Source organism: Sphingomonas mesophila, from assembly GCF_003499275.1.
In the GTDB taxonomy this organism is placed as follows: Bacteria; Pseudomonadota; Alphaproteobacteria; order Sphingomonadales; family Sphingomonadaceae; genus Sphingomicrobium; species Sphingomicrobium mesophilum.
On the sequence record NZ_QWDF01000001.1, the window covers coordinates 1 to 25,525 of the forward strand.

At 68.3% G+C, this 25,525-nt stretch carries 20 protein-coding genes; 9 read left to right on the forward strand and 11 right to left on the reverse strand.

The window, feature by feature from the left end; all coding sequences use genetic code 11:
- From D0Z60_RS00005 to D0Z60_RS00025, 5 genes are all read left to right on the forward strand, one after another.
- Nucleotides 1–3,063 (forward strand): calcium-binding protein (locus D0Z60_RS00005; RefSeq protein ID WP_420822770.1); only part of this gene is annotated, 3,063 nt, incomplete at its 5' end.
- Between the two features lie 62 nt (nucleotides 3,064–3,125).
- The gene (locus D0Z60_RS00010) at nucleotides 3,126–4,571 is read left to right on the forward strand and encodes a TolC family protein (RefSeq protein ID WP_118855725.1); all 1,446 of its coding nucleotides are present in this window, start codon (nucleotides 3,126–3,128) and stop codon (nucleotides 4,569–4,571) included.
- Nucleotides 4,572–4,599: 28 nt separating this feature from the next.
- Nucleotides 4,600–6,747: a type I secretion system permease/ATPase gene (locus tag D0Z60_RS00015; RefSeq protein ID WP_118855728.1), complete on the forward strand. Its 2,148-nt coding sequence runs from the start codon at nucleotides 4,600–4,602 to the stop codon at nucleotides 6,745–6,747.
- On the forward strand, nucleotides 6,744–7,769 hold the full coding sequence (locus D0Z60_RS00020; protein ID WP_118855731.1) for a cell wall hydrolase: 1,026 nt from the start codon (nucleotides 6,744–6,746) through the stop codon (nucleotides 7,767–7,769). The genes D0Z60_RS00015 and D0Z60_RS00020 overlap by 4 nt, the downstream gene beginning before the upstream one ends.
- A gap of 18 nt (nucleotides 7,770–7,787) precedes the next feature.
- Nucleotides 7,788–9,047 carry an HlyD family type I secretion periplasmic adaptor subunit gene (locus tag D0Z60_RS00025; protein ID WP_118855734.1) on the forward strand — a complete coding sequence of 420 codons (1,260 nt, stop codon included), beginning with the start codon at nucleotides 7,788–7,790 and terminating at the stop codon, nucleotides 9,045–9,047.
- Between the two features lie 147 nt (nucleotides 9,048–9,194).
- Here D0Z60_RS00025 and D0Z60_RS00030 read toward each other — a convergent pair whose 3' ends face one another.
- The 3 genes from D0Z60_RS00030 to D0Z60_RS00040 all read right to left on the reverse strand — a co-directional run bounded on the left by D0Z60_RS00030 (nucleotide 9,195) and on the right by D0Z60_RS00040 (nucleotide 11,221).
- Nucleotides 9,195–9,446 carry an excalibur calcium-binding domain-containing protein gene (locus tag D0Z60_RS00030; RefSeq protein WP_118855737.1) on the reverse strand — a complete coding sequence of 84 codons (252 nt, stop codon included), beginning with the start codon at nucleotides 9,444–9,446 and terminating at the stop codon, nucleotides 9,195–9,197.
- Nucleotides 9,447–9,466: 20 nt separating this feature from the next.
- Nucleotides 9,467–10,369, reverse strand: a complete 903-nt coding sequence (locus D0Z60_RS00035) for a transglutaminase-like cysteine peptidase (RefSeq protein ID WP_118855740.1) — start codon at nucleotides 10,367–10,369, stop codon at nucleotides 9,467–9,469.
- Between the two features lie 75 nt (nucleotides 10,370–10,444).
- The gene (locus tag D0Z60_RS00040) at nucleotides 10,445–11,221 is read right to left on the reverse strand and encodes an alpha/beta fold hydrolase (RefSeq protein ID WP_162888004.1); all 777 of its coding nucleotides are present in this window, start codon (nucleotides 11,219–11,221) and stop codon (nucleotides 10,445–10,447) included.
- A gap of 65 nt (nucleotides 11,222–11,286) precedes the next feature.
- Between D0Z60_RS00040 and D0Z60_RS00045 the strand changes: the two genes are divergently transcribed.
- The 3 genes from D0Z60_RS00045 to D0Z60_RS00055 all read left to right on the forward strand — a co-directional run bounded on the left by D0Z60_RS00045 (nucleotide 11,287) and on the right by D0Z60_RS00055 (nucleotide 14,518).
- Complete coding sequence (locus D0Z60_RS00045; protein WP_118855746.1) at nucleotides 11,287–11,772, forward strand: (2Fe-2S)-binding protein; 486 nt, start codon at nucleotides 11,287–11,289, stop codon at nucleotides 11,770–11,772.
- 35 nt (nucleotides 11,773–11,807) lie between these two features.
- Complete coding sequence (locus D0Z60_RS11840; RefSeq protein ID WP_240325479.1) at nucleotides 11,808–12,560, forward strand: RcnB family protein; 753 nt, start codon at nucleotides 11,808–11,810, stop codon at nucleotides 12,558–12,560.
- 98 nt (nucleotides 12,561–12,658) lie between these two features.
- A complete protein-coding gene (locus tag D0Z60_RS00055; protein ID WP_118855749.1) occupies nucleotides 12,659–14,518 on the forward strand; it encodes a DUF885 domain-containing protein in 1,860 nt (619 codons plus the stop codon).
- A gap of 27 nt (nucleotides 14,519–14,545) precedes the next feature.
- Here the strand turns inward: D0Z60_RS00055 and D0Z60_RS00060 are convergent, their stop codons facing one another.
- From D0Z60_RS00060 to D0Z60_RS00070, 3 genes are all read right to left on the reverse strand, one after another.
- Nucleotides 14,546–15,877: a C13 family peptidase gene (locus D0Z60_RS00060; protein ID WP_118855753.1), complete on the reverse strand. Its 1,332-nt coding sequence runs from the start codon at nucleotides 15,875–15,877 to the stop codon at nucleotides 14,546–14,548.
- A gap of 100 nt (nucleotides 15,878–15,977) precedes the next feature.
- The gene (locus D0Z60_RS00065; RefSeq protein WP_118855756.1) at nucleotides 15,978–18,083 is read right to left on the reverse strand and encodes a prolyl oligopeptidase family serine peptidase; all 2,106 of its coding nucleotides are present in this window, start codon (nucleotides 18,081–18,083) and stop codon (nucleotides 15,978–15,980) included.
- 78 nt (nucleotides 18,084–18,161) lie between these two features.
- Nucleotides 18,162–19,724: a lysine--tRNA ligase gene (locus tag D0Z60_RS00070; RefSeq protein WP_240325635.1), complete on the reverse strand. Its 1,563-nt coding sequence runs from the start codon at nucleotides 19,722–19,724 to the stop codon at nucleotides 18,162–18,164.
- A gap of 68 nt (nucleotides 19,725–19,792) precedes the next feature.
- On the opposite strand from D0Z60_RS00070, the gene D0Z60_RS00075 reads away from it, so the two are divergent.
- The gene (locus D0Z60_RS00075) at nucleotides 19,793–22,516 is read left to right on the forward strand and encodes an ATP-dependent DNA helicase (protein ID WP_118855763.1); all 2,724 of its coding nucleotides are present in this window, start codon (nucleotides 19,793–19,795) and stop codon (nucleotides 22,514–22,516) included.
- Here D0Z60_RS00075 and D0Z60_RS00080 read toward each other — a convergent pair.
- The 5 genes from D0Z60_RS00080 to rpmF form a co-directional block, all read right to left on the reverse strand.
- Nucleotides 22,454–22,834: a MerR family transcriptional regulator gene (locus D0Z60_RS00080; protein ID WP_118855766.1), complete on the reverse strand. Its 381-nt coding sequence runs from the start codon at nucleotides 22,832–22,834 to the stop codon at nucleotides 22,454–22,456. The genes D0Z60_RS00075 and D0Z60_RS00080 overlap by 63 nt on opposite strands.
- A gap of 8 nt (nucleotides 22,835–22,842) precedes the next feature.
- The gene (locus D0Z60_RS00085) at nucleotides 22,843–23,133 is read right to left on the reverse strand and encodes an integration host factor subunit alpha (RefSeq protein WP_240325480.1); all 291 of its coding nucleotides are present in this window, start codon (nucleotides 23,131–23,133) and stop codon (nucleotides 22,843–22,845) included.
- 129 nt (nucleotides 23,134–23,262) lie between these two features.
- Entirely contained in the window at nucleotides 23,263–24,222 is a 960-nt protein-coding gene (locus D0Z60_RS00090) for a beta-ketoacyl-ACP synthase III (protein WP_118855779.1), read from the reverse strand.
- Nucleotides 24,219–25,271, reverse strand: a complete 1,053-nt coding sequence (plsX, locus tag D0Z60_RS00095) for a phosphate acyltransferase PlsX (RefSeq protein WP_118855782.1) — start codon at nucleotides 25,269–25,271, stop codon at nucleotides 24,219–24,221. The genes D0Z60_RS00090 and plsX overlap by 4 nt, the downstream gene beginning before the upstream one ends.
- A 26-nt stretch (nucleotides 25,272–25,297) precedes the next feature.
- Nucleotides 25,298–25,477 (reverse strand): 50S ribosomal protein L32, encoded by a 180-nt coding sequence (gene rpmF, locus D0Z60_RS00100; RefSeq protein ID WP_118855785.1) that lies wholly within the window; start codon nucleotides 25,475–25,477, stop codon nucleotides 25,298–25,300.
- Nucleotides 25,478–25,525 lie beyond the last annotated feature (48 nt).

Sequence of the window (25,525 nt, forward strand, 5' to 3'; positions counted from 1 at the left end):
GCGCTGACCCTGACCAAGACCGTGACCGATGCCGACGGCGACAGCGCTGCTGCGACCATCGACCTGTCGAGCGGTGTGTTCCGGTTCGAGGACGACGGTCCGGACTCGATCGCCCCCGACTGGGCCTTGATCAATAATTCCGCTGGACCTGCGGTGCTGTTCGATCTCGACTCGGACGACAACGTCTTCAATAACTTCGGGACCGACGGAGCCGGCTTCATCCGTTTCCCGTCCACGCTAGACGACGCGAACAGCGGCCTGAAGAGTGGCAGCCAGACCATTTGGTATAGTGTCTCGGCCGACGGTCAGACCCTGACTGGCGAGACGCGGGACTCGAGCGGCAATTCGCTGGTCACCGTATTCGTCGTCACCTTGCAGCCTGGGGCGAACGACAACTCCTATTCCGTCCAAATGTTCGCCCAGGTCGACTCGCTCACCGACCTGGTGTTCGACGCTGCTACTTACGACTTCGTTGGTGGAAACGATGCCTGGGCGGGATTTGTCCCGAACGACCAGGTTGACGGTACGTCCGGAGACCTTCCGCTGAACGACAATTCCAAGGATCTGTTGCTGACCCCGATCGGCACCGCGACCTCCGTCAATGGCAACGCCAATTCGGCGGGGACCGGCGGCCCGATTGCCGGCCAGAACATCGGCCAAGGTGAAGGCATGCGACTTGACTTCGTCGAGGACCTCACCGGAGTGGGAAGCCCGGGGAACTACGGATCCGCCGGCACCGTTACCCACGACTTCGACCGCCATTATCTCATCAATGGCGCAACGCTGAAGTTCGGAGACGGTACGTCTACTCTCACGACCGCGAGCTTCAAGGCGCTGCTCGTCACGCCGGAAGTCATCGACAATAACGGCGATGACGGGATTGCTGATCCGGTCGCGGGCACCGGTGCGCTGGTCTCGGTCAACTCAATCGCGATCACCTATGACGGCGAGAAACAGATCGTCAATTACGACCCGCTCGATCTCGACAACACGCAGGTCGTGACGGTCGGTAATCCGGGCGGACTTGCTGACCGGACGTATACCGTCAAATTCGTCCAGTCGGGCGGCGAATGGTATGCCGAGGTCACCGGCATCTACGACGAGAAGGTTCAAATCTCGACGTTCGCGGATGAGCAGTACAATGCGCTCGAAGTCCTCCATCTCGGACCGAGTTCGTCAGACGCGGATTTCGCGATCACCGGCTTCTCGACCGCGTTCCAGAGCACCGACCCGGTCCTCACCAGCATTCCGATTCAGACCGTCGATGCGGATGGGGATTCGGCCAGTGGCGTTCTCAGCGTTGCGTTCACGACGGGCGCCGTCCAGGACAATTCAAATGCTCCGGCGGGTGCGACCTTCACGTCCACGCTACTGGCGCCAAACGTCATCGGCTCCGATTTCAATGACACGATCAATGGCGATGGAGGCGACAATACGCTTCTGGGCGGACAGGGAGCTGACTCGCTCAATGGGTTGGCGGGTAACGACACGCTGATCGGTGGCGCGGGCGCAGACAGCCTGACCGGAGGATTGGGGCGCGACATTTTCGTCATCGATCCCGCCGACCTGACCGGGACGTCGGATGATACGATCACGGACTATTCCAGCGTCCAGAACGATGTCGTTAGCCTGACCGCCCTGTTCGACTCGTTGGGTGCCAATGCGCCTACGACCGCCGCACAGGCCGCGCTCGTCGTTCGACTGTTCGGCACCACGCTGTACGTCGACACCAACGGAACCGCTGCTGGAGCGACCTTCGTTCCGGTCGTGAATTTCAGCGCCGCCCCGGCGTCGGTTCGCGTTGCTTTCGACAACAACGTCGCACCGATCGTCGTCACGCCATCGGCGTCGATGCCGCCGGTGGTGATCGACACGAACGGCGACGGCGTCGTGAGCTTCATCGGGTCCGATGCCGGCGTTCGCTTCGATTACGATAACGACGGGAACGCTGAAGCGACGGCATGGGCCAGTCGTGACGACGCCATCCTGGTTCGGGATGCCGATGGCGACGGACTGGTCAGTGATGCCAGTGAGTTCGTGTTCGGGAGCGCCGGATTGACCGACATGGAAGCGCTCCATGCGATGTATGGCGAGCAACTCGACGCGAGCGATGCCGACTTCGTCATTTTCGCTCTGTGGACCGATGCCAATTCGAATGGCGTGGTCGATGCAGGCGAGATGCAGAGCCTTGCTCAGGCGGGGGTCGTCGCGATCGGCCTGGTCAGCGACGGCCAGGTTTATGCGGATGCGGGTGGCGATGTGTTCGTCTCGGGCACATCGACTGTGACGATGGCCGACGGAAGTACGCGGGACGCGGCCGATGCTGCGTTCGTGGTCAGCCCGGCCCGCACGCAGGAGGTCGAGCGGATTGCTGCGAACAGCAATTCGACCGTCCTTGCGGCGGCGGTTGCAGCGGCGGGTATGGCGGCCAGCTCCGCGGCGGCGCAGGACCCGGGCAATGCCCTGGCCGGCGCACCGATGCGCATGGCCCTTCACTCGGTTGAGACGCTGGGTGTTGCGGACCTGGCCTCGTCGACGTCGGTTCAAGCGTTGGCAACGGCGTTCACCGACGGGGCGGCGATGCTGGCCGCTCCGGTCAATGGCGCGGCGTTCGCCGGCGGTCGCTGGCATGGTGCGATCGGCGAGCTCGGCCAGGCGGCCGCGTTCGACTCGGCGACCGGAGCCATGTCCCAGGGCACCGACGTTCTCGCTACCCAGATGGCGCTGCCGACCGTGGCGATGGATGTCGCGATGCCGTCGGCCGGAGTCCTGGCGTCGCTCGATCGCGGGGCAGTACAGACCATCGACACGGTCGAAATGATCCTGGTCGATGCGCTCCAGGGCGGTGCGCCCAATCCGATCGATGCCGTGCTGAGCAACTTTGGCCCGGCGGACAGCGGCGGATTTGGCGGCATTCCCGACGCCGCAAGCGGCTTGCCGAGCAACGTTTCGGCCTGGGACATGGGTGGATCCGGTGTCTTTACGCCGACCGTCCAGACGATCATCACGAACGAAGCACTGATGCTTCATCATGATGCCATGCAGCCGGCTGCCAACGGCTGAACCTCCTGCGGGCCCCTGGTGGACGGGGGCCCGTCGGATCAAGACCAGAAGAGGGGGAAGACATGAAGAAGCATTGGTTCCTGATCGTTCCGGGAGCTTTGATTGCTGCCGCGACGCCCGCTGCCGCGATCGAACTGCGTGAAGCCGTGCAGGCCGCGCTCAACACCAATCCCGAAATCCGCCAGGCCGTGAGCAACAAGCAGGCGACCCGCGAGGAGCGCCGCCAGGCCGAGGGCCTGTGGCTGCCGCGTATTTCGGTCGAGGCCTCGGCCGGTGTGCGTTCACTGCGCAACCCGACGCGCCGCCAGATCGGCATTGCCGATGAAACGCTGTGGCCCCTCGAGGGCAGCGTCACCGCCGACCAGCTGCTGTTCGACATGGGCGGCCGCCAGGCGGAGATCCGCCGCCAGGCGTCGCGCACCGATGCGGCTGCGGCGCGTATCGAGGAGCGCAGCGAATATGTCGCGCTCAACGTCGCCCGCGCGTACATCGACTATCTTCTTCAGCAGCGACTGGTGGCGATCGCCGAGGACAATGCGACGTTTCACGAGCGTCTTGCCGGCGACCTTCGCGAAGGCGTCGCCAAGGGCTCGATCAGCATTGCCGATCAGCAGCAGGCCGAAGAGCGGCTGCAATCAGCTCGCGCCCGGGTGACGGAGGCGCGCGAGGATCTCGACACCGCCTCGATCCAGTTCCAGACGCTGGCCGGGGTTCCGATCGACAGCGTCACAATGCCGCCCGACCTGTCGCAATATCTGCCTGCCTCGCTGCAAGAAGCTGAGGCCCTCGCGCGGCAGCAGAACCCGCGGGTCCAGGAATCGCTGGCCGATCTATCGACCGCGCGCGAAGTGACCAATGCAGCGCGCTCCGAGATGGGCCCCCGGGTCAATCTCGAGGCGAGTGCCCGCGGCGGCCATGACATCGATGGCTTCAGCGGCCGGACGACCGACCTTCTCGGTCGCGTCGTGATGCGCTGGCTGGTGTTCAACGGTGGGACCAATGTCCACAACGTTCGCGAGCAGCAGGCCCGCGCCGACGAGGCCCATGCGCGTCTGTTCGAGATGACCCGCCGAGCCGAGGAGGATGCGCGTTCGGCGTGGAGCCGGCTGACCAACCAGACCCGCTTGGCCGGTGAGCTGGAAACTCAGAGCCGGGTGAGCGACGACCTGCTGTTGTCCTATCGCGAACAGTTCAATGTCGGCCGGCGTTCGCTGCTCGACGTGCTCGACGCGCAGAACACCCGCAACAACGTCCAGGCTCAGGCCGAGACCGCGCGGCTGGCCAAGCTCTATGCGCAATATCGCCTCCTGGCGTCGGTCAACCGCCTGATCGAGGCGCTCGGCGTGCAGATGCCGGCTGAGGCTTGGAGCGACGAGCGCACGCGCTATAGGGTCAATCCAATTCCGCCTGCCGATCTTCAGGAAAACAGCCTGCCGCAGCCTGCGATGGGCCCGCCGGCGACCGTTTCGACGGCCGCTCCCGCACCCGCCTCCAGCGGCGGACAGTAAGAGTTGAAGGGGATTAGGGTTGACGTTCATGCATTGGCTGGAGTCCGCGCCATCGCGTGAGGTCGACCCTGTCCTCGACTGCCTGGCCTTCCTCGCGCGCAGGGCTGACCGGCCGTCTTCCCCGGTTCTCTTGCGCGCGGGGTTGGCACTGTCGGACAAGGGCACGTTGCCGTTCCACCAGATCGAGCCGGCGCTCGACCAGGTCGGGATGCGCGGCGATCCGCTGGTCCGTCGGCTGAAAGGCTGGCCGAGCCGCCGTCTCCCCGCGATCCTCGAACTGACCGACGAGCGCGCCGCGGTGCTGCTCGAAATCAACAACAAGGACGGGCTGGTCTACGCGCCCGGACTGGCCGAGCCGGCCTGGGTTAAGCTGGCCGACATCGAGCAGGTTTTTACCGGCACGGCGGTGGCGGTGGAGATCGACCCGACCCGCGAGCGGGCCGGCGAGCGGCCGTGGGACCAGGTGCGGCGGACCCACTGGTTCTGGTCCGAGGCGTGGAAGGAGCGCGGCGAATTCTGGCCCGTGATGCTGGCCGCGCTGATCGTCAATTTGCTGGCGCTGGCCGTGCCGTTGTTCACGATGAACGTCTATGATCGGGTCATTCCGAACAAGGCCATCCCGACCTTGTGGGTGCTGGCTCTCGGCGTCGCGATCGCGCTGGCATTCGATTACGGATTGCGCATCGCGCGCTCGCGGCTGGTTGACGAGATCGGGCGCAACCTCGACGCTAAGCTCAGTCAGAAATTGTTTGAAAAGGTGATGAACCTGCCGATGGCGAGTCGGCAGGGCAGCACCGGGGCGCTGGCGCGGCGCTTGTCGGAATATGAGACGGTGCGCGATTTTTTTGCCTCGACGACCGTCATCCTGCTGGTCGACCTGTCGTTTCTTGTGCTGTTTCTGGTGTTCATCAGCATTCTTGCCGGCTGGCTCGTGCTCGTCCCGCTGGTCGGCATTGCGGTCATGGTCGCGGCCGGCTTCATTCTGCAAAAGAAGATGGCGCGCGCGACGGTTGATGCTCAGGCCGACGCCAGCCTGCAGCATTCGGTGCTGATCGAGGCGATTGGCGGCCTAGAGACGCTGAAGGCAGCACGGGCAGAAGGTCCGATGCTCGGGCGCTGGCGGCGTTATTCGGAAATGACCGCCGCGACCCAAGAGCGGATGCGGCGGGTCACTTCGGTCGCAGTCAATCTCACGAGCACCTCGCAGCAGCTGATCAGCGTCGGCTTGCTGATCGGCGGCTTCTACCGCTTCAACAATGGCGACATGTCGATGGGTGCGATCATTGCGATCGTCATGCTTGCCGGCCGCGCCATGGCGCCGGTCGGCCAGTTCGCCTTCCTGATGACCCGCGCCACCCAGGCGATGACCACGATGAAGTCGCTCCAGGAAATGATGGAAGCCGAGGACGAGCGGCAGGTCGCCGCGCGCTCGATCGTTCCGGAGATCCGCGTCGGCAAAATCGCGCTCGACCATGTCGATTTCGCCTATCCGGGGGCCGCCGGGAATGCGCTGAGCGACGTCAGCCTGACGATCGCTCCGGGCGAGCGGATCGGGATCATCGGCCGGGTGGCCTCAGGCAAGTCGACGCTCGGCCGCGTGCTGTGCGGGCTCTACACGCCGAGCGGCGGGACGATGACGGTCGACGGCCTCGACAGCCGCCAATATCACCCGCACCAGCTGCGCGACGAGTTCCGCTTCGTCGCGCAGGATTCGGAAATCTTCAGCGGCAGCGTGCGGGACAATCTGATGCTCGGCGCGGCGCAGGCCGACGACCAGCAACTGGTCGACGCGGTGATCCGCTCGGGCGCGGACATCTTCCTGTCGCGCGATGCGGCTGGTTTCGACCTGCCGGTCGGCGAGCGCGGGTCGCGGTTGTCGGGCGGGCAGCGCTCGCTGCTGGTGCTGGCGCGGGCGCTCGTCAGTCCGTCGAAGCTCTTGTTCCTCGACGAGCCGACCGGGGCGATGGATACGCAGACGGAAAATTACTTCATCGAGCGGCTGCGCACCGCGCTCGGGCCGAAGCAGACGCTGATGGTCGCGACCCACCGCCATCAGATGCTGAGCATCGTCGACCGGCTGATCGTGATCGACAGCGGGCGGATCGTCGCCGACGGGCCGCGCGACGAGATTCTCGGCCGGCTGACCCAAGCTGCCGCGAAGGAGGGAAAGCAATGACCCGGTTCAAGCCAAAAGCGATCCGCAACGCGGCGATCGGGGCGGCGCTGATGGTCACTGCAGTGGTTTCCTGGATCGTGGTCGGCGGGCGGCCGGAGGAGGCTTCGGCCAAGCCGATCGCGGCGGCCCAGGCGGCGGCTTTGGTGGCTGCGACCAGCGGCGAAAAGGCCAATGAAGTCAGGGCCTTGGGCAAGGACGCGCAGCTCATCAACGCGGCCATGCCGTTCAGCCAGACGCCGGTCCGGGCGGCCGGCGCGTTCGTCATCCCGGCGGGGGCCGAAAACGACCACCAGCGAGCGCTGCTGTGCCTCACCCAGGCGATTTATTACGAGGCCGGCTTCGAGCCGATGGCCGGCCGCCGGGCGGTTGCCCAGGTGGTGCTCAACCGTACCCGCCACCCGGCCTTCCCCAAATCGGTGTGCGGCGTGGTCTACCAGCGCAACTCGACCCCGGTCTGCCAGTTCAGCTTCGTCTGCGACGGCTCGCTCGACCGCCGCCCCGAGCCGGGCGCGTGGCGCATCGCGCAGCAGATCGCGGCGGCGGCGCTGGCCGGCCAGGTCGAGGCGTCGGTCGGATCGGCGACCCATTACCACGCCGATTATGTCGCGCCGCGCTGGGCGCCGCTGCTCGCCAAGATCCACAAGATCGGCGCGCACATCTTCTATCGCTGGCCCGGCGCATGGGGCCTGCCCGGCGCGTTCACCGGTCGCTATCTCGGCGAGCCGCGCGACCCGGCGACGATGCGCCCGGCCGTGCTGCGGCTAACCGGCGAGGAGCCGGGCATCGAGGCGGCGCCGATCGGCACCGGCCCGATCCTCGACGGAACCGCGCTCAAGCGCGCGCCCAACGACGTCGGCGGACTGCTCGACACCAGCAAGGGCTGGACGCTCAACATCCCGCTTCCGGGCGAGACATCGTCGGCCGCGCGCGCGGTCGCCGAAAAGCAGTCGGCGGCTCCGGCGCCGGCGGCAGCGGCCCAATATGGCCCAGCGCCAACAAGCGCCGTGATCGCGGCGCGCTAAACGGCTAGAAGCAGTCTCATGGCGTCCCTTCCCCTTTTCGCGCAGCTCGGCGGCCGGCGCGGCTCGCTGTCCGCATCGAAGCAAGTCATCCTGTGGTCGGTCGGCCTGTTCGTGGTGTTCCTGATCTGGGCGAGCGTCGCCAAGGTCGACGAGGTCACCGCGGGCCAGGGCAAGGTCATCCCGTCGAGCAAGGTCCAGCTGATCCAGTCGCTCGAGCCGGCGACGGTGGCGGAGCTGTTCGTGCGCTCCGGCCAGCAGGTGCGCCGCGGCCAGGTTCTAGCGCGGCTCGACAATCCCGAGAACCGCTCGGTCCAGGTCGAGACCGAAGCGCTCGAGGCGCGCGCCGCGCGGCTCGGCGCCGAGGGGCTCGGCACCGGCGCGGGCTCGATCGGCGGCGACGAAGCGGCGTTGAGCGCGGTCCGCCGCTCGGCGCTGTCGAGCCGGGTCTCGGCGCTGCGCTCGTCGGCCGAACAAAGGCGGCGCGAGGCGGCGGAAGCGGCGGCGACGATCTCCTCGCTGTCGCGCAGCCTGCAGCTTGCCAACGAGAATGTCGGCCGGCTGGCGCCGCTGGCGGCCAAGAACATCGTGCCGCAGACCGATCTTGCGACCGCCCAGCGCGAAGTGGTCGACCTGCAGGGACGGATCGCGGCGGCGCGCGAGCAGCAAGGCCGGGCAATGGCCGCGGTCAGCGAAGCGAACAGCCAGGCGAGCGAGGCGCAGTTCGAATTCCGCAAGCAGGCGCTCGACGAGCGCAGCCAGGTCCAGCAGAAGATCGCGGTCAACCAGCAGTCGCTTCAGGGCCAGGGCGCGGCGAGCAAGCTCGAGCTTCGCTCGCCGGTCGATGGGGTGGTCAACGACGTCAAGGTGACGACCATCGGCGGTTTCGTCGGCGCCGGCGAAAAGGTCATGGAAGTCGTTCCGATGGGCGACAAATTGCTGGTCGAGACGCGCATCAAGCCGAGCGACATCGCGTTCATCAAGGTCGGCGACCGGGCGCTGGTCAAGGTCACCGCCTACGACTTTTCGACCTACGGCGGGCTCGACGGGCGGGTGGTGCAGGTGTCGGCCGACTCGATCTACGACGAGGCCGAGCGCCAGGCCTATTTCACGGTCATCGTCGAGACCGACCGAAGCTATGTCGCCTCTGCCGGGCGGCGCCTGCCGATCACACCGGGCATGATGACCGACACGCAGATTATCACCGGGCGCAAGAGCATCCTGGCCTATCTGCTCAAGCCGCTTTCAAGAGCGCGCAGCGAGGCGTTGCGCGAGCGGTAGGGCGGGTCGCGGGCGGGCTAAGGCCGCGTTCCTTCTTCCGTCATGCCGGCGAAGGCTGGCATCCATGCCTGACGATGGCTCGCGGACTTGAGGCATGGGCCCCAGCCTTCGCTGGGGCGACGTACAATGGTAACGTGCGGCCTCGCGCTACCGAATGTGGGGTTCGCAGGCGATGCCGTCTTGGTCACCGTCCATTTCGGGGCGGTAGCCTGGCTCGCCCATACGCAGCGGCGCCTTGCCGAGGGCGCGGACCTCGTTGCAACCGCTATAGAACACGCTTGCCTCGACCCGCTGACGCTCCTCCGCCGGCATGGTAAGCGCCGGCGGAATCCCGGCCCAGATTGCTCCGCCCGAGAGGCCGAACAGGACCGCGGCGGTCAGGGTCTGCCTGGTACTCATGGGACCGCTTACGCGGCGCCTCAGAAGCCCATCGACAGGGCGACGGCGGGGAGGGAGACGGCGGCCAAAGCGACGGTGTCGGTGATCGGGGCGGGCTGAGCCTGCTCGGCCGGAGCTTCGGCGAGTTGGACCGGGGCGGCGGGTTCGCGGCGGTAGCCGTGGGTCCAGCGGCGATCGCCGGAAAAGGTCAGGATCGGGCGGTAGTCGGGCAGCGAGTCGCTGTCGACGATGCGGTTGGTGCCGTTGTCGAGCACCAGCAGGCGGCCGTCGGCGCGGGCGACCAGCACGGCATGGTCGGCGCGGCGCGCGACATCGTGGAGGATGACGAGATAGAGGTCCTTGTCGGCAAAGCCGGCGCGGCGCAGCATCTGCATCTTGGCGATGGCGTAGTCCTCGCAATCGCCGCGGCCGCGGCGCAGCGTCTCGCTCGCCGCCAGCCACAGATCGGCGGTGCCGAACTGGCGGCGGTCGTCGGCGAATTCGACCCGGCCGTTGACGTAGCGATTGACCGCGTCGAGCCGTTCGATGTCCGTAAGGCCGTCGAGCCCGTCAACGAACGCGGCAGCGGCCGAGCCGACCGCGGTCTCGCCGACCTTGGCCCAATGACGCTCGAGGGAAGCGCGGCGGATCGGCAGGGCGACCGAGCCGAACACGTCGGGGCGGTCGTCGGGAGCGATCCGCGGAACGGCGGCGGCAAAGGTGCGGTAGGTCGCGGCCGAAGCTGACGGGCTTGGCGCCGGAGCCGGAGCGGCGCCCTGGCTGGCGAGGATCGCGGCGAGGCTGCTCGGCTTGCCGAGGATCGCATCGCTCTTGGTGAAAGCGACCCCGCGCGGCGCGACCGAGGCGCCGTAGGGGCTCGCGGTGGCGGGTGCGGCGGCGGCCAGCGCGGTCGCGGCGATCAGCAGGGAAGCGGCGCGGTTCATCGCCGCCTGTGTCGCAGGTCAACCCCAAGGCGAGCTTAAATGGTCTGGTTAAGCGGCCGGTAACCCTCGAAGAAATCAGTCTATTTCGGAGAGGAACTGCGCCAGTGCGCGATTGAACGCGGCAGGGCATTCGAGATTGGCGAGGTGGCCCGCGCTGGCGATGATGTCGAGGCGCGCGCCGGGGATCAATTCCGCGAGCTCGCGCGACAGGGCGGGCGGGGTGATGCCGTCTTCGTCGCCGACCAGGACGAGGGTCGGGGCGGCGATGGCGCGGGCGCGCTCGACCTGGTCGGCGAGCCACACCGCGCGGGCGCCGAGCGCATAGGCGTCGGGATCGATCCGGCTCATCTTCGCGATCACTTCGTCGCGCACGGCACCGGTGGCGGCGTTGCCGAGTAGTGCCGGCGCGCGGGCTTCGGCCAGCCGGCGCATGCCGATGGTGGAGGCGGCCTCGATCGAGCGATCGTATATTGCCTGGCCGTCGGGGTGACGGGCGAAACTGTCGGCGAGGATCAGCGAGGCGCAGCGTTCGGGCGCCAGCGTGTGCAGGGCGATGGCGACCACTCCGCCGAGCGACAGGCCGCAGACGTGGGCGCGCGGGATGCCGAGCGCCTCGAGCGCGTCGAGAATGGCGACGGCGAAATCGTCGCGGGTGGCGCCGGGCGCGGGATCGCTCTCGCCATAGCCGGGATAGTCGAAGGCCAGCGCCCGGCGCTCGGGGAAGGCGGCGAGTTGCGGCGCCCACACGCTCTTGTCCGAACCGACTCCGTGGAGGAAGACGATCGGCGTGGCGGCGCCGTCGCCGTGCGCGGTGAGGCCGATGCGGCCCCGCTCGGTCGTGATTACCCCCACGACGGCGATGATGGCAGGCGCGGCGCGCTTTGCAACCTCGGGCGCGGGCACTACCGTCGCCACCGATGACGCGGATGACGGTGAATGGCGAAGCGGTCCGCTTCCGGCTCGACCCCGAGACGCCGTTGCTGTGGGCGCTGCGCGACGCGGCCAATCTGACCGGCGCCAAATATGGCTGCGACACGCGCGAGTGCGGGGCGTGCACGGTGCTGGTCGACGGCCAGGCGACGCTGAGCTGCGCGGCGACGGTCGGTGCGCTCGAGGGCGCGGAGGTGGTGACGATCGAGGCGCTCGGCGATCATCCGCTGTTCACCGCGTGGGAGGCCGAGCAGGTCAGCCAGTGCGGCTATTGCGAGCCGGGGATGGTAATGGCGCTGGCGGCGCTGCTTCGGGTCAGCCCGAGGCCGGGCGCGGCGGAACTGGCGGGGGTGGCGAACATCTGCCGCTGCGGGATCGGCCCGCGGGTGCTGCGCGCGATCCGGCGGGCGGGGAGCGCTTCGGCGCCGTTAAGCAACGGCTCATCCGACTCGGCGCAGCCTGCAAGCGAGTGATCCCGCGGGGGATCGAGTAGGTGGAGCTTACGGCCATGCGCCAGTGGATTGCATTTGCCCTTATCGCCGGACTGAGCGCGCCGGCCATTGCCCAGGATCGCGACCGCTCCGGCGGCGATCGCCCGATGCGCGCCGAACGCGCCGAACGGGCGGAACGCTCGGAGCGCAGCGAAGCGCGCGAGCAGCGCCGCGAGGAACGCCGCGAGCAGCGCGAGATGCGGGTGCAGCGAGTCGCGGCCGAGCCGACCGCGGTGGCGGCGCCGCCGTCGGGGGCGGCAGAGCAGGGCCGCGGCGGTCATCAATGGGGCGGCGACGGGATCGCGCGCCAGCAGCGGTGGCGGCGGACCGACGGCGCGCTGATGCCGCGCCAGCGCGAGGTGCGCTCGGTGCCCGACACGACGACGACGGGTGCGGTCCCGGGCACGATCACGACCCAACACCGCAGCCGCGACGGGCGGCGGTGGAGCGGCGACCACCGCCGCTGGGACCGGCACGGCTGGCGCGGCGACCGGCGCTACGACTGGCGGCGGTGGCGCGACCACAACCGCAGCACGTTCCGCATCGGGGTGTACATCGATCCGTTCGGCTGGGGCTATAACCGCTGGGGCATCGGCTCGCGGCTGTACCCGCATTACTACCGCTCGAGCTACTGGATCAACGATCCGTGGCGCTACCGCCTGCCGGAGGTCTACGGACCGTACCGCTGGGTGCGCTACCACAATGACGCGCTGCTGATCGACACGTGGAGCGGCGAAGTGGTCGACGTGATCTACAATTTCTTCTGGTAGAAACGACCGGACCATTGGTGGAATAATCGGGGCGTCGCGGCTTGCTGCGGCGCCCCGGCTGTTATAGGCGTGTAGCACACCAGTTGGGGGAATGACCGATGACCGACCGCCGCCTTTCGATGCTCGCCCTGCTCGCCGCGACGAGCGCTCTTGCGGCCTGCGCGCCGACGGTCGAGACCGCTCCGGTCGCGGCGGTCCCGGTGGCGGTGGCCGAGCCGGTTGCGGCGCCGGCGATGACCCAGGCCGAGGCGCACGACGCGCTGTTCGCCTTGTTCAAGAAAAGCGACGAGGACAGCCTCAAGCGCAATCCGCTGAACGCGCTGTTTCGCGGCGATTTGCGCTACGCCGACCGGCTCGGCGAATTCCTGACGCCGGAGTATAATGCGGCGGAGCTGGCCGCGGCGCAGAGCGAGCTGGCGGCGTTGCGCGCCATCCCGCGCGCGGCCTTGTCGCCGACCGACCGGATCGCCTTCGACGTGTTCGAATATTCGAGCGAGCAGACGATCAAGGGCTATGAGCCGTCGATTCTGGCGCTGACCGAAGTGCGCCCGGTCAACCATTTCTCGGGCTTCCACACCTTCTACCCGACGTTCGCCAGCGGCAAGAGCGCGGCGCCGTTCAAGACGCTCGTCGACTATGAGAACAATCTCAAGCGCCACCGCCAATATGCCGCGCTGACCGACCGCGCGATCGCCAAGTTCCGCGAGGGCATGGCGAGCGGCGTGGTCGAGACCAAGCTGACCGTGCGCAACGTAATAGAGCAGCTCGACACGCAGCTCAAGCAGCCGGTCAAGCAGTCGCCGTTCTACGGACCGATCGGTATGTTCCCGGCGACCATCTCGGCCGCCGACCGGGCGCGGCTGACGGCGGAATATGAGGACGTCATCGGCAACGTCGTCTACCCCGCGCACAAGCGGCTGCGCGACTTCCTCGCCAACGAATATCTTCCGGTCGCGCGCGAACAGGTCGGCCTCAGCCAGATGAAGGGCGGGGCGCAGCTTTATCAGTACATGATCGAGCAGACGACGACTCTGCCGCTAACCGCGGACTACCTCCACAATCTCGGGCTGAGCGAAGTCGCCCGGATCCGGCTCGAGATGGAGAAGGTCAAGGACGAGGTCGGCTTCAAGGGCAGCCTCAAGGCGTTCTTCGACGACATTCGGGTCAACCCCAAGTTCAAGCCGAAGAGCCGCGAGTGGCTGACCCAGGAATATTACCGCATCGGCAAGGAAGTGGACGCCAAGGTGCCGGAGTATTTCTCGCTGGTGCCCAAGACCAAGCTCGAAATCCGGCCGTACGAGCCGTTCCGCGAGAAGTTCGAGGCCGGCGGCTCGTACCAGTCGGGCACGCCCGACGGATCGCGCCCGGGCATCTTCTACTTCAACGCCTACGACCTGCCGAGCCGGACGACTCCGGGCATGACCACGCTCTACCTCCACGAGGGCGCGCCGGGGCACCATTTCCAGATCAGCCTGGCGCAGGAGAATGAGGCCCTTCCGGCGTTCATGAGGTTCGGCGGCAACACCGCCTATGTCGAGGGCTGGGCGCTCTACTCCGAAACGCTGGGCTATGAGATGGGCTTCTTCAAGGACCCCTATCAGCGTCAGGGCACGCTCGACGACGAGATGCTGCGCGCGATGCGCCTCGTGGTCGATACCGGGCTTCACTCCAAGGGTTGGACGCGCGAGCGGGCGATCGAATATATGCTCGCCAATTCGGGCATGGGCCGGACCGACGCCACCGCCGAGGTCGAGCGCTACATCGCCATCCCGACCCAGGCGCTGGCCTACAAGGTCGGCGCGCTGACCATCCAGCGCCTGCGCAAGAAGGCGAGCGAGCAATTGGGCGACAAGTTCGACCTCAGGGAATTCCACGCCGTCGTGCTCGACACCGGCAGCCTCCCGCTGCCGATCCTCGAGCGCAAGGTCGACGACTGGATCGCCAGCAAGCGGGGGTAATTGCCGGCCACGCGCCAGTGCAGCGGCCTAGCGCGCCGCCGCCTGGCTCGCCGGCCTGGCCGTCCAGACGGCGCGCATGTTGCGGCCGATGTAGGCCTGGGGCTCGGAGTGCTGGTCTTCGCCGGACTCCCACCGCGCGACCGACGCCTTTGCGGCGGCGAAACTTTCGGCGAGCGAGGCGCCCGAGGCGATCGGACCCTTGAGCAGGGCCTCGCCGAAATAGGTCAGCTCGCGTTCGTCCGTGCAGCCGAACGAGCTTCGATCCTGGCGCGCCGCGGTGACGACGATGGTATCGTCGGACTTGAGCGGAGCGATCCAGCTGCCGGCGTAGCAGGCGGAGACGATGACGATTCGGCGCTTGATCCCGGCGCGATCCAGCGCGGCTGCGAGCCGCCTGGCGCCGATCGGCTGGAGGCTTTCGTAGTCGGGCAGGTCGGTGGACAGCTCGGCCTGGCGGCTGCCGTGCGACGCCAGATAGAGGATCGCCACGTCGCGCTCCGAGTCCATCGTCCGGCCGAGCCGGGTGAGGACGGCGTCGAGGTTGGCGTTGCTGGCAAGCGGGACGCGGTGGAGACTGGCCTCGTCGTTAGCGAGCAGGACGCTTCGCCCGGCTGCGCCGAATGCGCGGGACAGGACTGACTGCGCAAGTCGCGCTTCGCGCCCGAACAGGTCCTGGATACCGCCGGCCGCGACCGCGACCACGAAGCGGTTGCCCGCGCGGGTTGGCGAACGGTCGACGCCGGCCAGCGCGCGTTCGACCAGGGCGGGCTGGGCCGGCCAAAGCCGCTCCTCGTCGACCTCGGGGAAGTCGCTGTCCGTCGCCTGCTCCGCCGTGCCGCTGGCCATTGCGAGCAGGGGCTGGTCGATGATCGACAGGGACTGCCAGGCGATCATCGCCGCCAGCGCCGCCGCAGCGGCGGTGCGGCGGCGCGCCGGAGAGACGCCGTCGCCGCGCAGGATGCCGGCGATGCACAGTGCTCCAGCGAGAATGCCAAGCAGCGCGATGCCGAACCCGGTCCATGACAAAGTGTCGGATTCCGGGATTGCGAATTCGGTTGCGACCCACATCAGGCTGGCGATCAACTCGATGACCAGCAGGCCGCCGGCCAGCGGCAAGACGGCGCTCCGCTTGCGCGCAACTGCGGCTGCGACGAGCGCGGCGAGGACCGGCCCGGTCGACAGATAGAGGATCGACGAGACGGTCGGCGTCCCATCCTCGAAATTGGGGAATCGCACCTGACCGAAGGCGTGGACGAACGCCGCGGCGAGCCACAGCAAGGCGATGATTGCCGGCGCGCCGAGCCGGGTTTCTGCGGCGGCCCGTGCGATTGGGGCGGCATCCAGGGTCGCGCTGGTCATGCCGACCGCATAGCGCGGACGGATTGCCAGACCGTTACGTAGGCCAGACCGCTACGTAGGACAGACCGTTACGTAGGACAGACCGAGATCGACGGGTCGGTCAGTCCACCAGCTGCTTGGTCGCGTAGGTGTATTCGAGGGCCGTGCGGCGGGCGGCTTCCTTGAGGTTGGCGGCGGCGGAGTGGCCGCCGTCGATGTTCTCGTAATAATAATAGGGCTGGCCGAGCTCGGCGAGGCGGGCCGCGGCCTTGCGTCCGTGCGCGGGGTGGACCCGGTCGTCCTTGGTCGAGGTAAGGATGAACGGGGTTGGATACTTGCGACCCGGGGTCAGGCGCTGGAGCGGCGAATAGGCCGCGAGCCAGGCGCGCTGCTCGGGGATTTCCGGATCGCCATACTCGCCGATCCACGACGCGCCGGCGCTCATCTTGTGATAGCGCAGCATGTCGAACAGGGGCACCTGGACGATCGCTGCGTTGAAAAGGTCCGGACGCTGGGTGATGGCGGTGCCGACGAGCAGCCCGCCCTGGCTTCCACCGACCACTCCGAGGCGGCGCGGGCTGGTGATGCGGCGCTTCACCAGATCCTCGGCGACGGCGATGTAGTCGTCCCACGTGCGCTGCTTGTTGGCGCCCTGCGCGGACTGGTGCCAAGCCGGTCCGAACTCACCGCCGCCGCGCAGATTGGCAACGACATAGGCATTGCCCTGCTCGAGCCACAGCGCGCCCATCGGGCCGGAATAATTGGGCACCTGCGACACTTCGAAGCCGCCGTAGCCGTAGAGCAGGGTCGGGGTCGAACCGTCGCGCTTCATGGTCTTGGGACGGACCAGGAAATAGGGGATTTTGGTGCCGTCGCGCGACACCGCCTCGAATTGATCGATGGTGTGCTTGGAGGCGTCGAAGCGGGCCGGGGAGGCCTTGAGCGGCTCGATCCGGCCGCTGCCGGCGTCATAGAGCGAGAGCGTCGTCGGAGTGAGGTAATCGGTGACGCTGAACATCGCGAGATCGTCGGTATCGGAGGCGGCGGTGACGCCGATCGTGGCGTTGCGCGGCAGGTCGACCGGGCGCGCCTTCCACGCGCCGCCGGCGTAATTGTAGGTGAAGGCCTTGCCGCGGACGTTGTCGAGGATGGTCAGGATGAGCGCGTTGCGGGTGGTGGCGACTCCGCGCAGGGTCTGGCGGTCGGTCGGCTGGAACACCAGTGACGGACGCGCCTTGAGCGGGTCGCGCTTCCATTCGGCGAGATCGTAGGAGACCAGCGCGCCGGCCTTGAACGCGGCGCCGCCGGGCGGGGTCCAATCCTCGCGAATGGTCAGCAGCAATCGGCCGTCGACCACCGCGCTCGGCGAGGATTTCTTCGGGACCGGAAGCTTGACCGGGCCCTTGGGCGTGAACAGCACATATTCGGAATCGAAGAAATTGAGGCCGCGCATTGCGCCGATGGCATGGACCACGCCGCGGTTGTCGCGCACGACCATCGGCCAGGTCCAGGTGTCGTCGGGCGAACCGCGGAAGAGCTCGCGCGCCTGATCGAGCTTCTGGCCGCGCTTCAGTTCCTTGACCACGAAGGCATAGCCCGACTTGGTCATCGTTCCGGGACCCCAATCGCGCGCGACCAGCAACGTATCCTGATCCACCCAGCTCGCGACCTGCTTGCCTTCGGGCAGCGAAAAGCCGCCGGCGACGAACGACTTGGTGGCGGTGTCGAACTCGCGCACGACATTGGCGTCCTTGCCGCCGTCGGACAGGCTGAGCAGGCAGCGGCGATAGTCGGGCGGCAGGCAGCTGGCGCCCTGGAACACCCAATTGGCGTTCTCGGCCTTGGCCAGCGCATCGATGTCGAGCACGGTTTCCCAGACCGGATTTGCGGTGCGGTAGCTGGCGAGCGTGGTTCGGCGCCATAGGCCGCGCACGTTGGTCCGGTCCTGCCAGAAATTGTAAAGGCCGTCGGGGCGGATCGAAACGAACGGGATCCGGTCCTGCGCCTGGAGGATGTCGAGCGCGCGGGCCTGGAACTTGGCGAAGCGCGGATCGGCTTCAAGCACGCCGAGCGTCTTGGCGTTTTCGGCGCGGGCCCAGTTCAGCGCCTTCTCGCCCTCGATCTCCTCGAGCCAGGCAAGCGGATAGTCGGATGCGGATTGCGCGGCGGCGACGGAGCCGGCGAGGGCGATGGCCAAGACGGTGCCTTTCAACAAGCTTCGATACATCGAGCGAACTCCCCCTCGCGCGGTGAAGTGACGGTGCGCGGTCGCGGCGATGGTGGCACAGGCCGGGCGGCCGCGCCACTACGGGCTTTCGGTGAGTGCCTCGGCGATCAGCTTCCGTGTGTTTTCGACGCCGTAAAGCGCGATGAAACTGCCCATGCGCGGGCCTTGAGAGGAGCCGAGCAGGGTTTCGTAGAGCACGCCGAACCAGTCGCGCAGGCGCTCCTTGCCGAAGTGGCGCTTGCCGGTTTCGAACACGAGGTTCTGGAGATCGTCGGCGGGGGCATTGTCGGGGAGTGCGGCGAGGGCGTCGTCGAGATCGCGCAAGGCCTCGGCTTCGCTTGCGATGGGCGGGCGGCGCTTGAGGTTGGGGGCGACGAAATCGCGCGCGTAGTTGATCGCCAATGCGATCAGCCGGTCGAGTTCGGGATCGGTCTCGGGCGCGGTGCCGGGCGCGTAGCGCTGGACGAAGCGCCAGGCGATGTCGCGGTCCTGGACTCCGGGCAGCGAGACGAGATTGAGCAGCAGGCCGTAGCTGAGCGGGAGGCTGCGCGGCTCGGGCACGGCGCCCGAATGGATGTGGTGCGCAGGGTTGCCGAGCTGCTGGTCGAGCGGCTGGTCGGCGTATTTCTCGCGAAACTGCCAATATTCGTCGACCGCGCGGGGCACGAGGCCGAGGTGGAGCGCCTTGGCCCGCTTGGGCTCGCGGTAGAGGTAGAAAGCGAGGCTGTCCTTCGAGCCGTAGGTCAGCCATTCCTCGATGCCGAGGCCGTTGCCCTTGGACTTGGAGATCTTCTCGCCCTTCTCGTCGAGGAACATCTCGTAGATCAGCCCCTCGGGCTTGCGCCCGCCGAGCAGCGCCGCGATCCGGCCCGACTGCACCCCGCTGTCGGTGAGGTCCTTGCCGTACATCTCGTAATCGACTCCGAGCGCGAGCCAGCGCATCGCCCAGTCGACCTTCCACTGGAGCTTGGCCTGGCCGCCGAGCGCCGACTGCTCGACGCGCGCGCCGTCCTCGTCGGTGAAGGCGATGGTGCCGGCGGCGGCGTCGATCACCTCGACCGGGACCTGGAGCACCCGGCCGGTGGTCGGCGAGATCGGCAGGATCGGCGAATAGGTGCGGCGGCGCTCCTCGCGCAGGGTCGGCAGCATGATTCCCTGGATGCCGTCGAAGTTGGCGAGGACGTTGCGGAGCTGATCGTCGAACGCGCCGGATGCGTAGCGCTCGGAGGCCGAGACGAATTCATAATCGAAGCCGAAGCGGTCGAGGAAGTCGCACAGCAAAGCGTTGTTGTGCGCGGCGAAGCTGGGGTGATCGGTTCCGAACGGATTGGGGATTCGGCTCAGCGGATGGCCGAGGTGATCGGCGAGGAGCTCCGGGTTGGGGACGTTGTCGGGGACCTTGCGAAGCCCGTCCATGTCGTCGCTGAACGCAACCAGGCGGGTCGGGGCACCGCCGGTGAGTTCATGATAGGCGTGGCGGACCATGGTCGTGCGCAGCACTTCGGTGAAGGTGCCGATGTGGGGCAGGCCGGAGGGACCATAGCCGGTCTCGAACAGGACCGGCGCGCCGTCGGGACGACCGTCCGGCCAGCGCTTGGCCAGCTTGCGCGCTTCTTCGTACGGCCAGGCCTTGCTGGTCATCGCGGCGGCGGCGAGATCGGCGCTCAACTGTTGCCCTTTCGTTCTCGCCGCGCCTAGGGTGCCGGCGGATGGCCGCTCCATTGCCCCTTCCCGTGCTGCACGCAACCCATGCGGGCATCTGGCTGCTCGAGGCCGGGGCGGCGCAGGCGCGCGAGGTCGGGCGCGACGAGGCGGTGCGGCGGCTGGCGGAAACGCCGCATATCCTGCTCAACGCGCCGCTGATCGGGCAGCGACTGGGCTATGGCGAGGTCAGCGGACTCGATGTGCTCGAGCTGTTCGCGTTCGTCCATCCGGCGCGGTTCGCGGTGCCGACGGTGGCGGGCATGGCGCGGGCCGTCGGGGTCGACGCGCCGGACTCGGACGGCTCGGCGGCGGCGGCGCTGCGTGAGATCGGCGGGCGGCTGCTCGACCGGCTGGCGGCGTCCGACTGGGCCGAGCGCGAAGGGGCGTGGACCTCCAACCAGTCGCTGTGGCGGCTGGGCTGGGGTTGGGCGCCTTTGGTCGCCGAGCGACTGCAGAAGCCCGAGCGCGACGAGCGGATGCTGTTCTCGCGGCTGACGGCGTGGGAGGAAGCGGCGGAGCGGCCGCCGCCGCGCACGGTGATGGTCGACGCCGACGACGCCGAGGCGCGGCTCGACCGGCTGACCGGCGAAGGACGCGAGCCGCGCGGCGGGCAGCGGGCGATGGCGCGGGCGGCGGCGGCGGTGTTCGCCCCGCGCGCCAAGGCCGGCGAGCCCAACATGCTGCTAGCCGAAGCGGGGACCGGCATCGGCAAGACCTTGGCCTATCTCGCGCCCGCTTCGCTGTGGGCCGAGGCTGCGGGCGGGGCGGTGTGGGTGTCGACCTTCACCAAGGCGCTTCAGCGGCAGCTCGACGGTGAGGGGGTGAAATTCTTCGCCGATGCGGCGGAGCGCAATCGGCGCATCGTGATCCGCAAGGGGCGCGAGAATTACCTGTGCCTGCTCAACCTGGAAGACGCGATGCAGGGCGGGTTCGCCGGGCGCGCGGCGGTGCTCGCGCATCTGGTCGGGCGGTGGGCGGCGTACAGCAAGGACGGCGACATGGTCGGCGGCGATTTGCCGGGCTGGCTGCCGAGCCTGTTCCGCCGCGCCGGGGCGACCGCGCTGACCGACCGCCGCGGCGAATGCGTCTATGCCGGCTGCCCGCATTATCGAAAGTGCTTCATCGAGAAAGCCGAGCGCGCCGGGCGCGAGGCCGATCTGGTGATCGCCAACCACGCACTGGTGATGGTCAATGCCGCCAGAGGCCGGGCCGATGCGCCGGGGCGGATCGTGTTCGACGAGGGGCACCATCTGTTCGAGGCGGCGGATTCGACTTTTGCCGCGGCGCTCACCGGGCGCGAGGCGATCGAGCTCAGGCGCTGGATCGTCGGCCCGGAGAACAAGTCGCGCGGGCGGCGGCGCGGGCTTGCGGCGCGGCTGCTCGATGTCGCCAGCTATGACGAGGAGGGCGGCCGCGCGCTCGAGGCGGCGGTCGAGGCGGCGCGGGCGCTTCCGTCGGACGGGTGGATCCAGCGGCTGATCGAGGGCGATCCGTTCGGGCCGGTCGAGCGGCTGCTCGGCGAAGTGCGCGGAATGGTGCTGGCGCGGGCGCGGGCGCAGGACGCCGGCTATGGCATCGAGACCGAACTGGCCGAGCCGGACCCGGCGCTGATCGCCGCCGCGGCCGGCGCGATGGAGGCGCTCGAGACACTAGCGCGGCCGCTGGCGGCGCTGGCGCGGCGGCTGGAGGCGGTGCTCGAGAGCGCGCCCGACTGGCTCGACGCCGCGGCGCGGGCGCGGGTCGAAGGGGCGATCCACGGGCTCAACTGGCGGCGCGAGACGCTTGCGGCGTGGATCGCCATGCTCGGGCGGGTCGGCGGCGCGGCCGATCCGGATTTCGTCGACTGGCTGGGAATCGACCGGGTCGAGGGCCGCGAATATGACGTCGGGCTGCACCGCCGCTGGCTCGACCCGACGCGGCCGCTGGCGCGGATCGTGCTCGAGCCGGCGCATGGCGTGCTGGTGACCTCGGCGACGTTGCGCGGGAGCGAGGATTGGGCAGCGGCCGAGGCGCGCACCGGAGCGCGCCACCTCGGCCGGCCGGCGGAGCGGTTCGAGGCCGCCTCGCCGTTCGACTATGCGCGCCGGGCGGAGGTGTTGATCGCGACCGACGTGCCGCGCGCCGACGTGGCGTCGCTGGCCGGGGCCTATGCGCGGATGATCGAGGCGGCGGGCGGCGGGACGCTGGGGCTGTTCACGGCGATCGCGCGACTGCGCGCGGTCCACGCCCGGATCGCCGACCGGCTGGCCCGCGCCGGCCTGCCGCTCTACGCCCAGCACGTCGACCCGATCGATACCGGGACTTTGGTCGACATCTTCCGCGACGACCCGCACGCCTCGCTGCTCGGCACCGACGCGCTGCGCGACGGGGTCGACGTGCCCGGCGAATCGCTCCGGCTGGTGGTGATGGAGCGGGTGCCGTGGCCGCGGCCGACGGTGCTCCACGCGGCGCGGCGGATCGTCCACGGCGGGAGCGCCTATGACGACCAGGTGGTCCGCGCGCGGCTGGCGCAGGCGTTCGGCCGGCTGATCCGCCGCGAGGGCGACCACGGCTGTTTCGTGATGCTGTCGAGCGCCTTCCCGTCGCGGCTGCTGAGCGCCTTCCCGCCGGGCGTGGCGGTGCGGCGGATGCCGCTCGACGAGGTGATTGCGCGGGTGAGGGAGCGGTTAGGCGGCGAGCGCGGCGGCGAGCCGGTCGCGAAGCTCGACAAGGCGACCGTAATCGAATGACGGCGCCTGCGGCGGCGGTGCAGGCTGCGGCGGCGCGGCGCTGACCGGCGGGGCGGGCTCGGGCGGCGGAGCGGCGGAGCGCAGCAATTGCTGGACCCCGCGCACGGTATAGCCCTCGGTTCCGAGCAGGCGATGGATTCGGCGGGCGAGGGCGACGTCGGCGGGGCGATAGTAGCGGCGGTTGCCGGCGCGCTGGAGCGGTTTCAGCTGCGGGAACTTCGATTCCCAATAGCGCAGAATATGCTGGGGCACGCCGAGGTCGGCGGACAATTCACCGATGGTCAGGAAGGCGTCGGGATGCTTGGCGCCGGTGGCCATTGGCGCCGCTAACCGACGATCCGCTCGCGCATGATCTGGCTGGCGCGGAAGGTCATCACCCGGCGCGGCGCGATCGGCACCTCGACCCCGGTCTTGGGATTGCGGCCGACCCGCTCGCCCTTGTCGCGCAGGATGAAGCTGCCGAAGCCGGAAATCTTGACGTTCTGCCCTTCGGACAGCGCGTGGCACATATGGTAGAGGACCCGCTCGACCAGGCTGGCGCTTTCGGCGCGCGACAGGCCGAGCTTGCGGTGGACGATGTCGGCCAGGTCGGCGCGGGTCAGGGTTCCCGAGTGCAACCCGGATCCAGAACGGGCAATGCCTGCGTCCGCCATATCCTATCCCTTCCCCCTTGCTGCGCCCCCTCAGACGCGATTTGTCGAGCCTAACCAAAAAGTTGCGGGACGGCAATCGCAGTTGGTCGAAGACTAATAGCGGACCGCCGCCGCGCCCCAGGTGAAGCCGCCGCCCATCGCCTCGAGCACCAGCAGATCGCCGCGCTTGATCCGCCCGTCGCGAACCGCGGTGTCGAATGCCAAGGGCACCGACGCGGCGGACGTGTTGGCGTGTTGATCGACCGTCACGACGATCTTTTCGGGCGGGAGTCCGAGCTTCTTGGCGGTGGCATCGAGGATCCGGGCGTTGGCCTGGTGCGGCACCACCCAGTCGACGTCGGCGGGTTCGAGCCCGGCCGCGCCGAGCACCTCGCCGAGCACTGCCGAGAGGTTGACGACGGCATGGCGGAACACCTCGCGGCCCTTCATGCGCAGCTTGCCGACGGTGCCGGTGGTCGACGGGCCGCCGTCGACATAGAGCAGATCGTTGTGGCGGCCGTCGGCATGGAGGCGCGTGGCGAGAATGCCGCGTGTCCCCTCTTCGGCTTTCAACACGAGAGCGCCGGCGCCGTCGCCGAACAGCACGCAGGTGGTGCGGTCCTCCCAGTCGAGGATCCGGCTGAAGGTCTCGGCGCCGATCACCAGCGCATGGTCGGCGACCCCGGTGCGGACCATCGAGTCGGCGACGCTCAGCGCATAGAGGAAGCCGGTGCACACGGCGTGAACGTCGAACGCAACGCAATCGTCGATGCCGAGCATCGCCTGGACCTTGGTCGCCGACGACGGGAAGGTCTGGTCGGGAGTCGCTGTGGCGAGGACGATGAGGCCGATGTCGGTGGCGGCGATTCCGGCCATGTCGAGCGCCGCGCGGGCGGCGTCGGCGGCGAGGGTGGCGGTGGTTTCGTCCGGCGCGGCAAGATGGCGCGCGCGGATCCCGGTGCGCTCGACGATCCACTCGTCGGAGGTGTCGACGCGCTCGGCGAGCTCGGCGTTGGTGACCCGCTGGCGCGGCAGGGCCGAGCCGCTTCCGGCAATGACGGCGCGGCGGGTCATGCCGCGTCGCCGTTGGCGAAGGCATGGGCGCGGAATTCGTCGAGATCGTCGCCGATCTTGCGGGTGATGTCGTTGGCGATCATCCGCGCCGCGACGCCGATGGCGTTGGCGACGCCCTTGGGGTTGGCGCCGCCGTGACTTTTCACGACCAACCCGTTGAGCCCGAGGAACACCGCGCCGTTGTGGTTATTGGGGTCGAGGTGGACCTTGAGCATGTGCAAGGCCGGGCGCGACAAGGCGAAGCCGGCCTTTGAGCGAAGCGACGAGGTGAAGGCGCGGCGCAAGAGGTCGGTGACGAAGCGCGCGGTGCCCTCGGCGGTCTTGAGCGCGATATTGCCGGAAAAGCCGTCGGTGACGACCACGTCGACATCGCCGCGCGACAATTTGTCGCCCTCGGTGAAGCCGTCGAACTGGAGCGGGAGATAGTCGGCGGCATCGCGCAGCAAAGCGGCGGCCTCCTTGAGCTCGCCGGTGCCCTTCAACTCCTCGGTGCCGATGTTAAGCAGCTTGACCCGCGGGCGGTCAATTTCGAGCACGGTGCGCGCGTAGGCCGCGCCCATGACCGAGAATTGCACCAGGTTCTGCGCATCGCACTCGGTGTTGGCGCCGAGATCGAGCATCACGAGGTCGGTGTCGCCGAGCGTCGGGAGCAGCGCGGCGAGGGCGGGCCGGTCGATCCCGGGCATGGTGCGCAGCGCGAGCTTGGCGATCGCCATCAGCGCGCCGGTGTTGCCGGCCGACAGCGCGGCGTCGGCGTGGCCGTCCTTCACCGCATTGATCGCCATGCCCATCGACGTGCCCTTGGCGCGGCGGATGGCCTGGCTCGGCTTTTCGGTGGCGGCGATCGATTCGGTGGTGTGGTGGACGGTTACCGCCGAGGCGAGGCCCTTGTAGCGCTCGAGCTCGGGCGCGATCTCAGCCTCGTCGCCGAACAGCTCGAAACGCAGCGTGCGATTGGCACGGCGGGCGCGCGACATGCCGCCGACGATCACCGCCGGACCGATGTCCCCGCCCATTGCGTCGATTGCGATCCGCGGGCTTGACGCCATGTCGAGCGTGCCCCTTTCGGTCCGCCTCAGCCTTCGGTCGAGACGATCTCGCGGCCGTTATAGTGGCCGCAGGCCGCGCACAGATTGTGCGGCAGCTTGAGTTCGCCGCAATTGGTGCATTCCTGGAACGGCGCCGGCTTCAGAGCATGGTGGCTGCGGCGCATGTTGCGCTTGGACGGCGAAGTTTTTCTCTTGGGGACGGCCATGACGGCACCTTAGCTGGTTTCGAGTCAAAAAAATTGGCGACCACCCTC

Coding starts and splice junctions, on each gene's coding strand:
- D0Z60_RS00080 (WP_118855766.1), bottom strand. CDS start 22,834: ATGGCCACCGGCGCCAAGCATCCCGACGCCTTCCTGACCATCGGTGAA.
- D0Z60_RS00015 (WP_118855728.1), top strand. CDS start 4,600: ATGCATTGGCTGGAGTCCGCGCCATCGCGTGAGGTCGACCCTGTCCTC.
- D0Z60_RS00035 (WP_118855740.1), bottom strand. CDS start 10,369: ATGAACCGCGCCGCTTCCCTGCTGATCGCCGCGACCGCGCTGGCCGCC.
- D0Z60_RS11840 (WP_240325479.1), top strand. CDS start 11,808: ATGCGCCAGTGGATTGCATTTGCCCTTATCGCCGGACTGAGCGCGCCG.
- D0Z60_RS00010 (WP_118855725.1), top strand. CDS start 3,126: ATGAAGAAGCATTGGTTCCTGATCGTTCCGGGAGCTTTGATTGCTGCC.
- D0Z60_RS00045 (WP_118855746.1), top strand. CDS start 11,287: ATGACGCGGATGACGGTGAATGGCGAAGCGGTCCGCTTCCGGCTCGAC.
- rpmF (WP_118855785.1), bottom strand. CDS start 25,477: ATGGCCGTCCCCAAGAGAAAAACTTCGCCGTCCAAGCGCAACATGCGC.
- plsX (WP_118855782.1), bottom strand. CDS start 25,271: ATGGCGTCAAGCCCGCGGATCGCAATCGACGCAATGGGCGGGGACATC.
- D0Z60_RS00090 (WP_118855779.1), bottom strand. CDS start 24,222: ATGACCCGCCGCGCCGTCATTGCCGGAAGCGGCTCGGCCCTGCCGCGC.
- D0Z60_RS00070 (WP_240325635.1), bottom strand. CDS start 19,724: ATGACCAGCAAGGCCTGGCCGTACGAAGAAGCGCGCAAGCTGGCCAAG.
- D0Z60_RS00060 (WP_118855753.1), bottom strand. CDS start 15,877: ATGACCAGCGCGACCCTGGATGCCGCCCCAATCGCACGGGCCGCCGCA.
- D0Z60_RS00055 (WP_118855749.1), top strand. CDS start 12,659: ATGACCGACCGCCGCCTTTCGATGCTCGCCCTGCTCGCCGCGACGAGC.
- D0Z60_RS00025 (WP_118855734.1), top strand. CDS start 7,788: ATGGCGTCCCTTCCCCTTTTCGCGCAGCTCGGCGGCCGGCGCGGCTCG.
- D0Z60_RS00065 (WP_118855756.1), bottom strand. CDS start 18,083: ATGTATCGAAGCTTGTTGAAAGGCACCGTCTTGGCCATCGCCCTCGCC.
- D0Z60_RS00020 (WP_118855731.1), top strand. CDS start 6,744: ATGACCCGGTTCAAGCCAAAAGCGATCCGCAACGCGGCGATCGGGGCG.
- D0Z60_RS00075 (WP_118855763.1), top strand. CDS start 19,793: ATGGCCGCTCCATTGCCCCTTCCCGTGCTGCACGCAACCCATGCGGGC.
- D0Z60_RS00030 (WP_118855737.1), bottom strand. CDS start 9,446: ATGAGTACCAGGCAGACCCTGACCGCCGCGGTCCTGTTCGGCCTCTCG.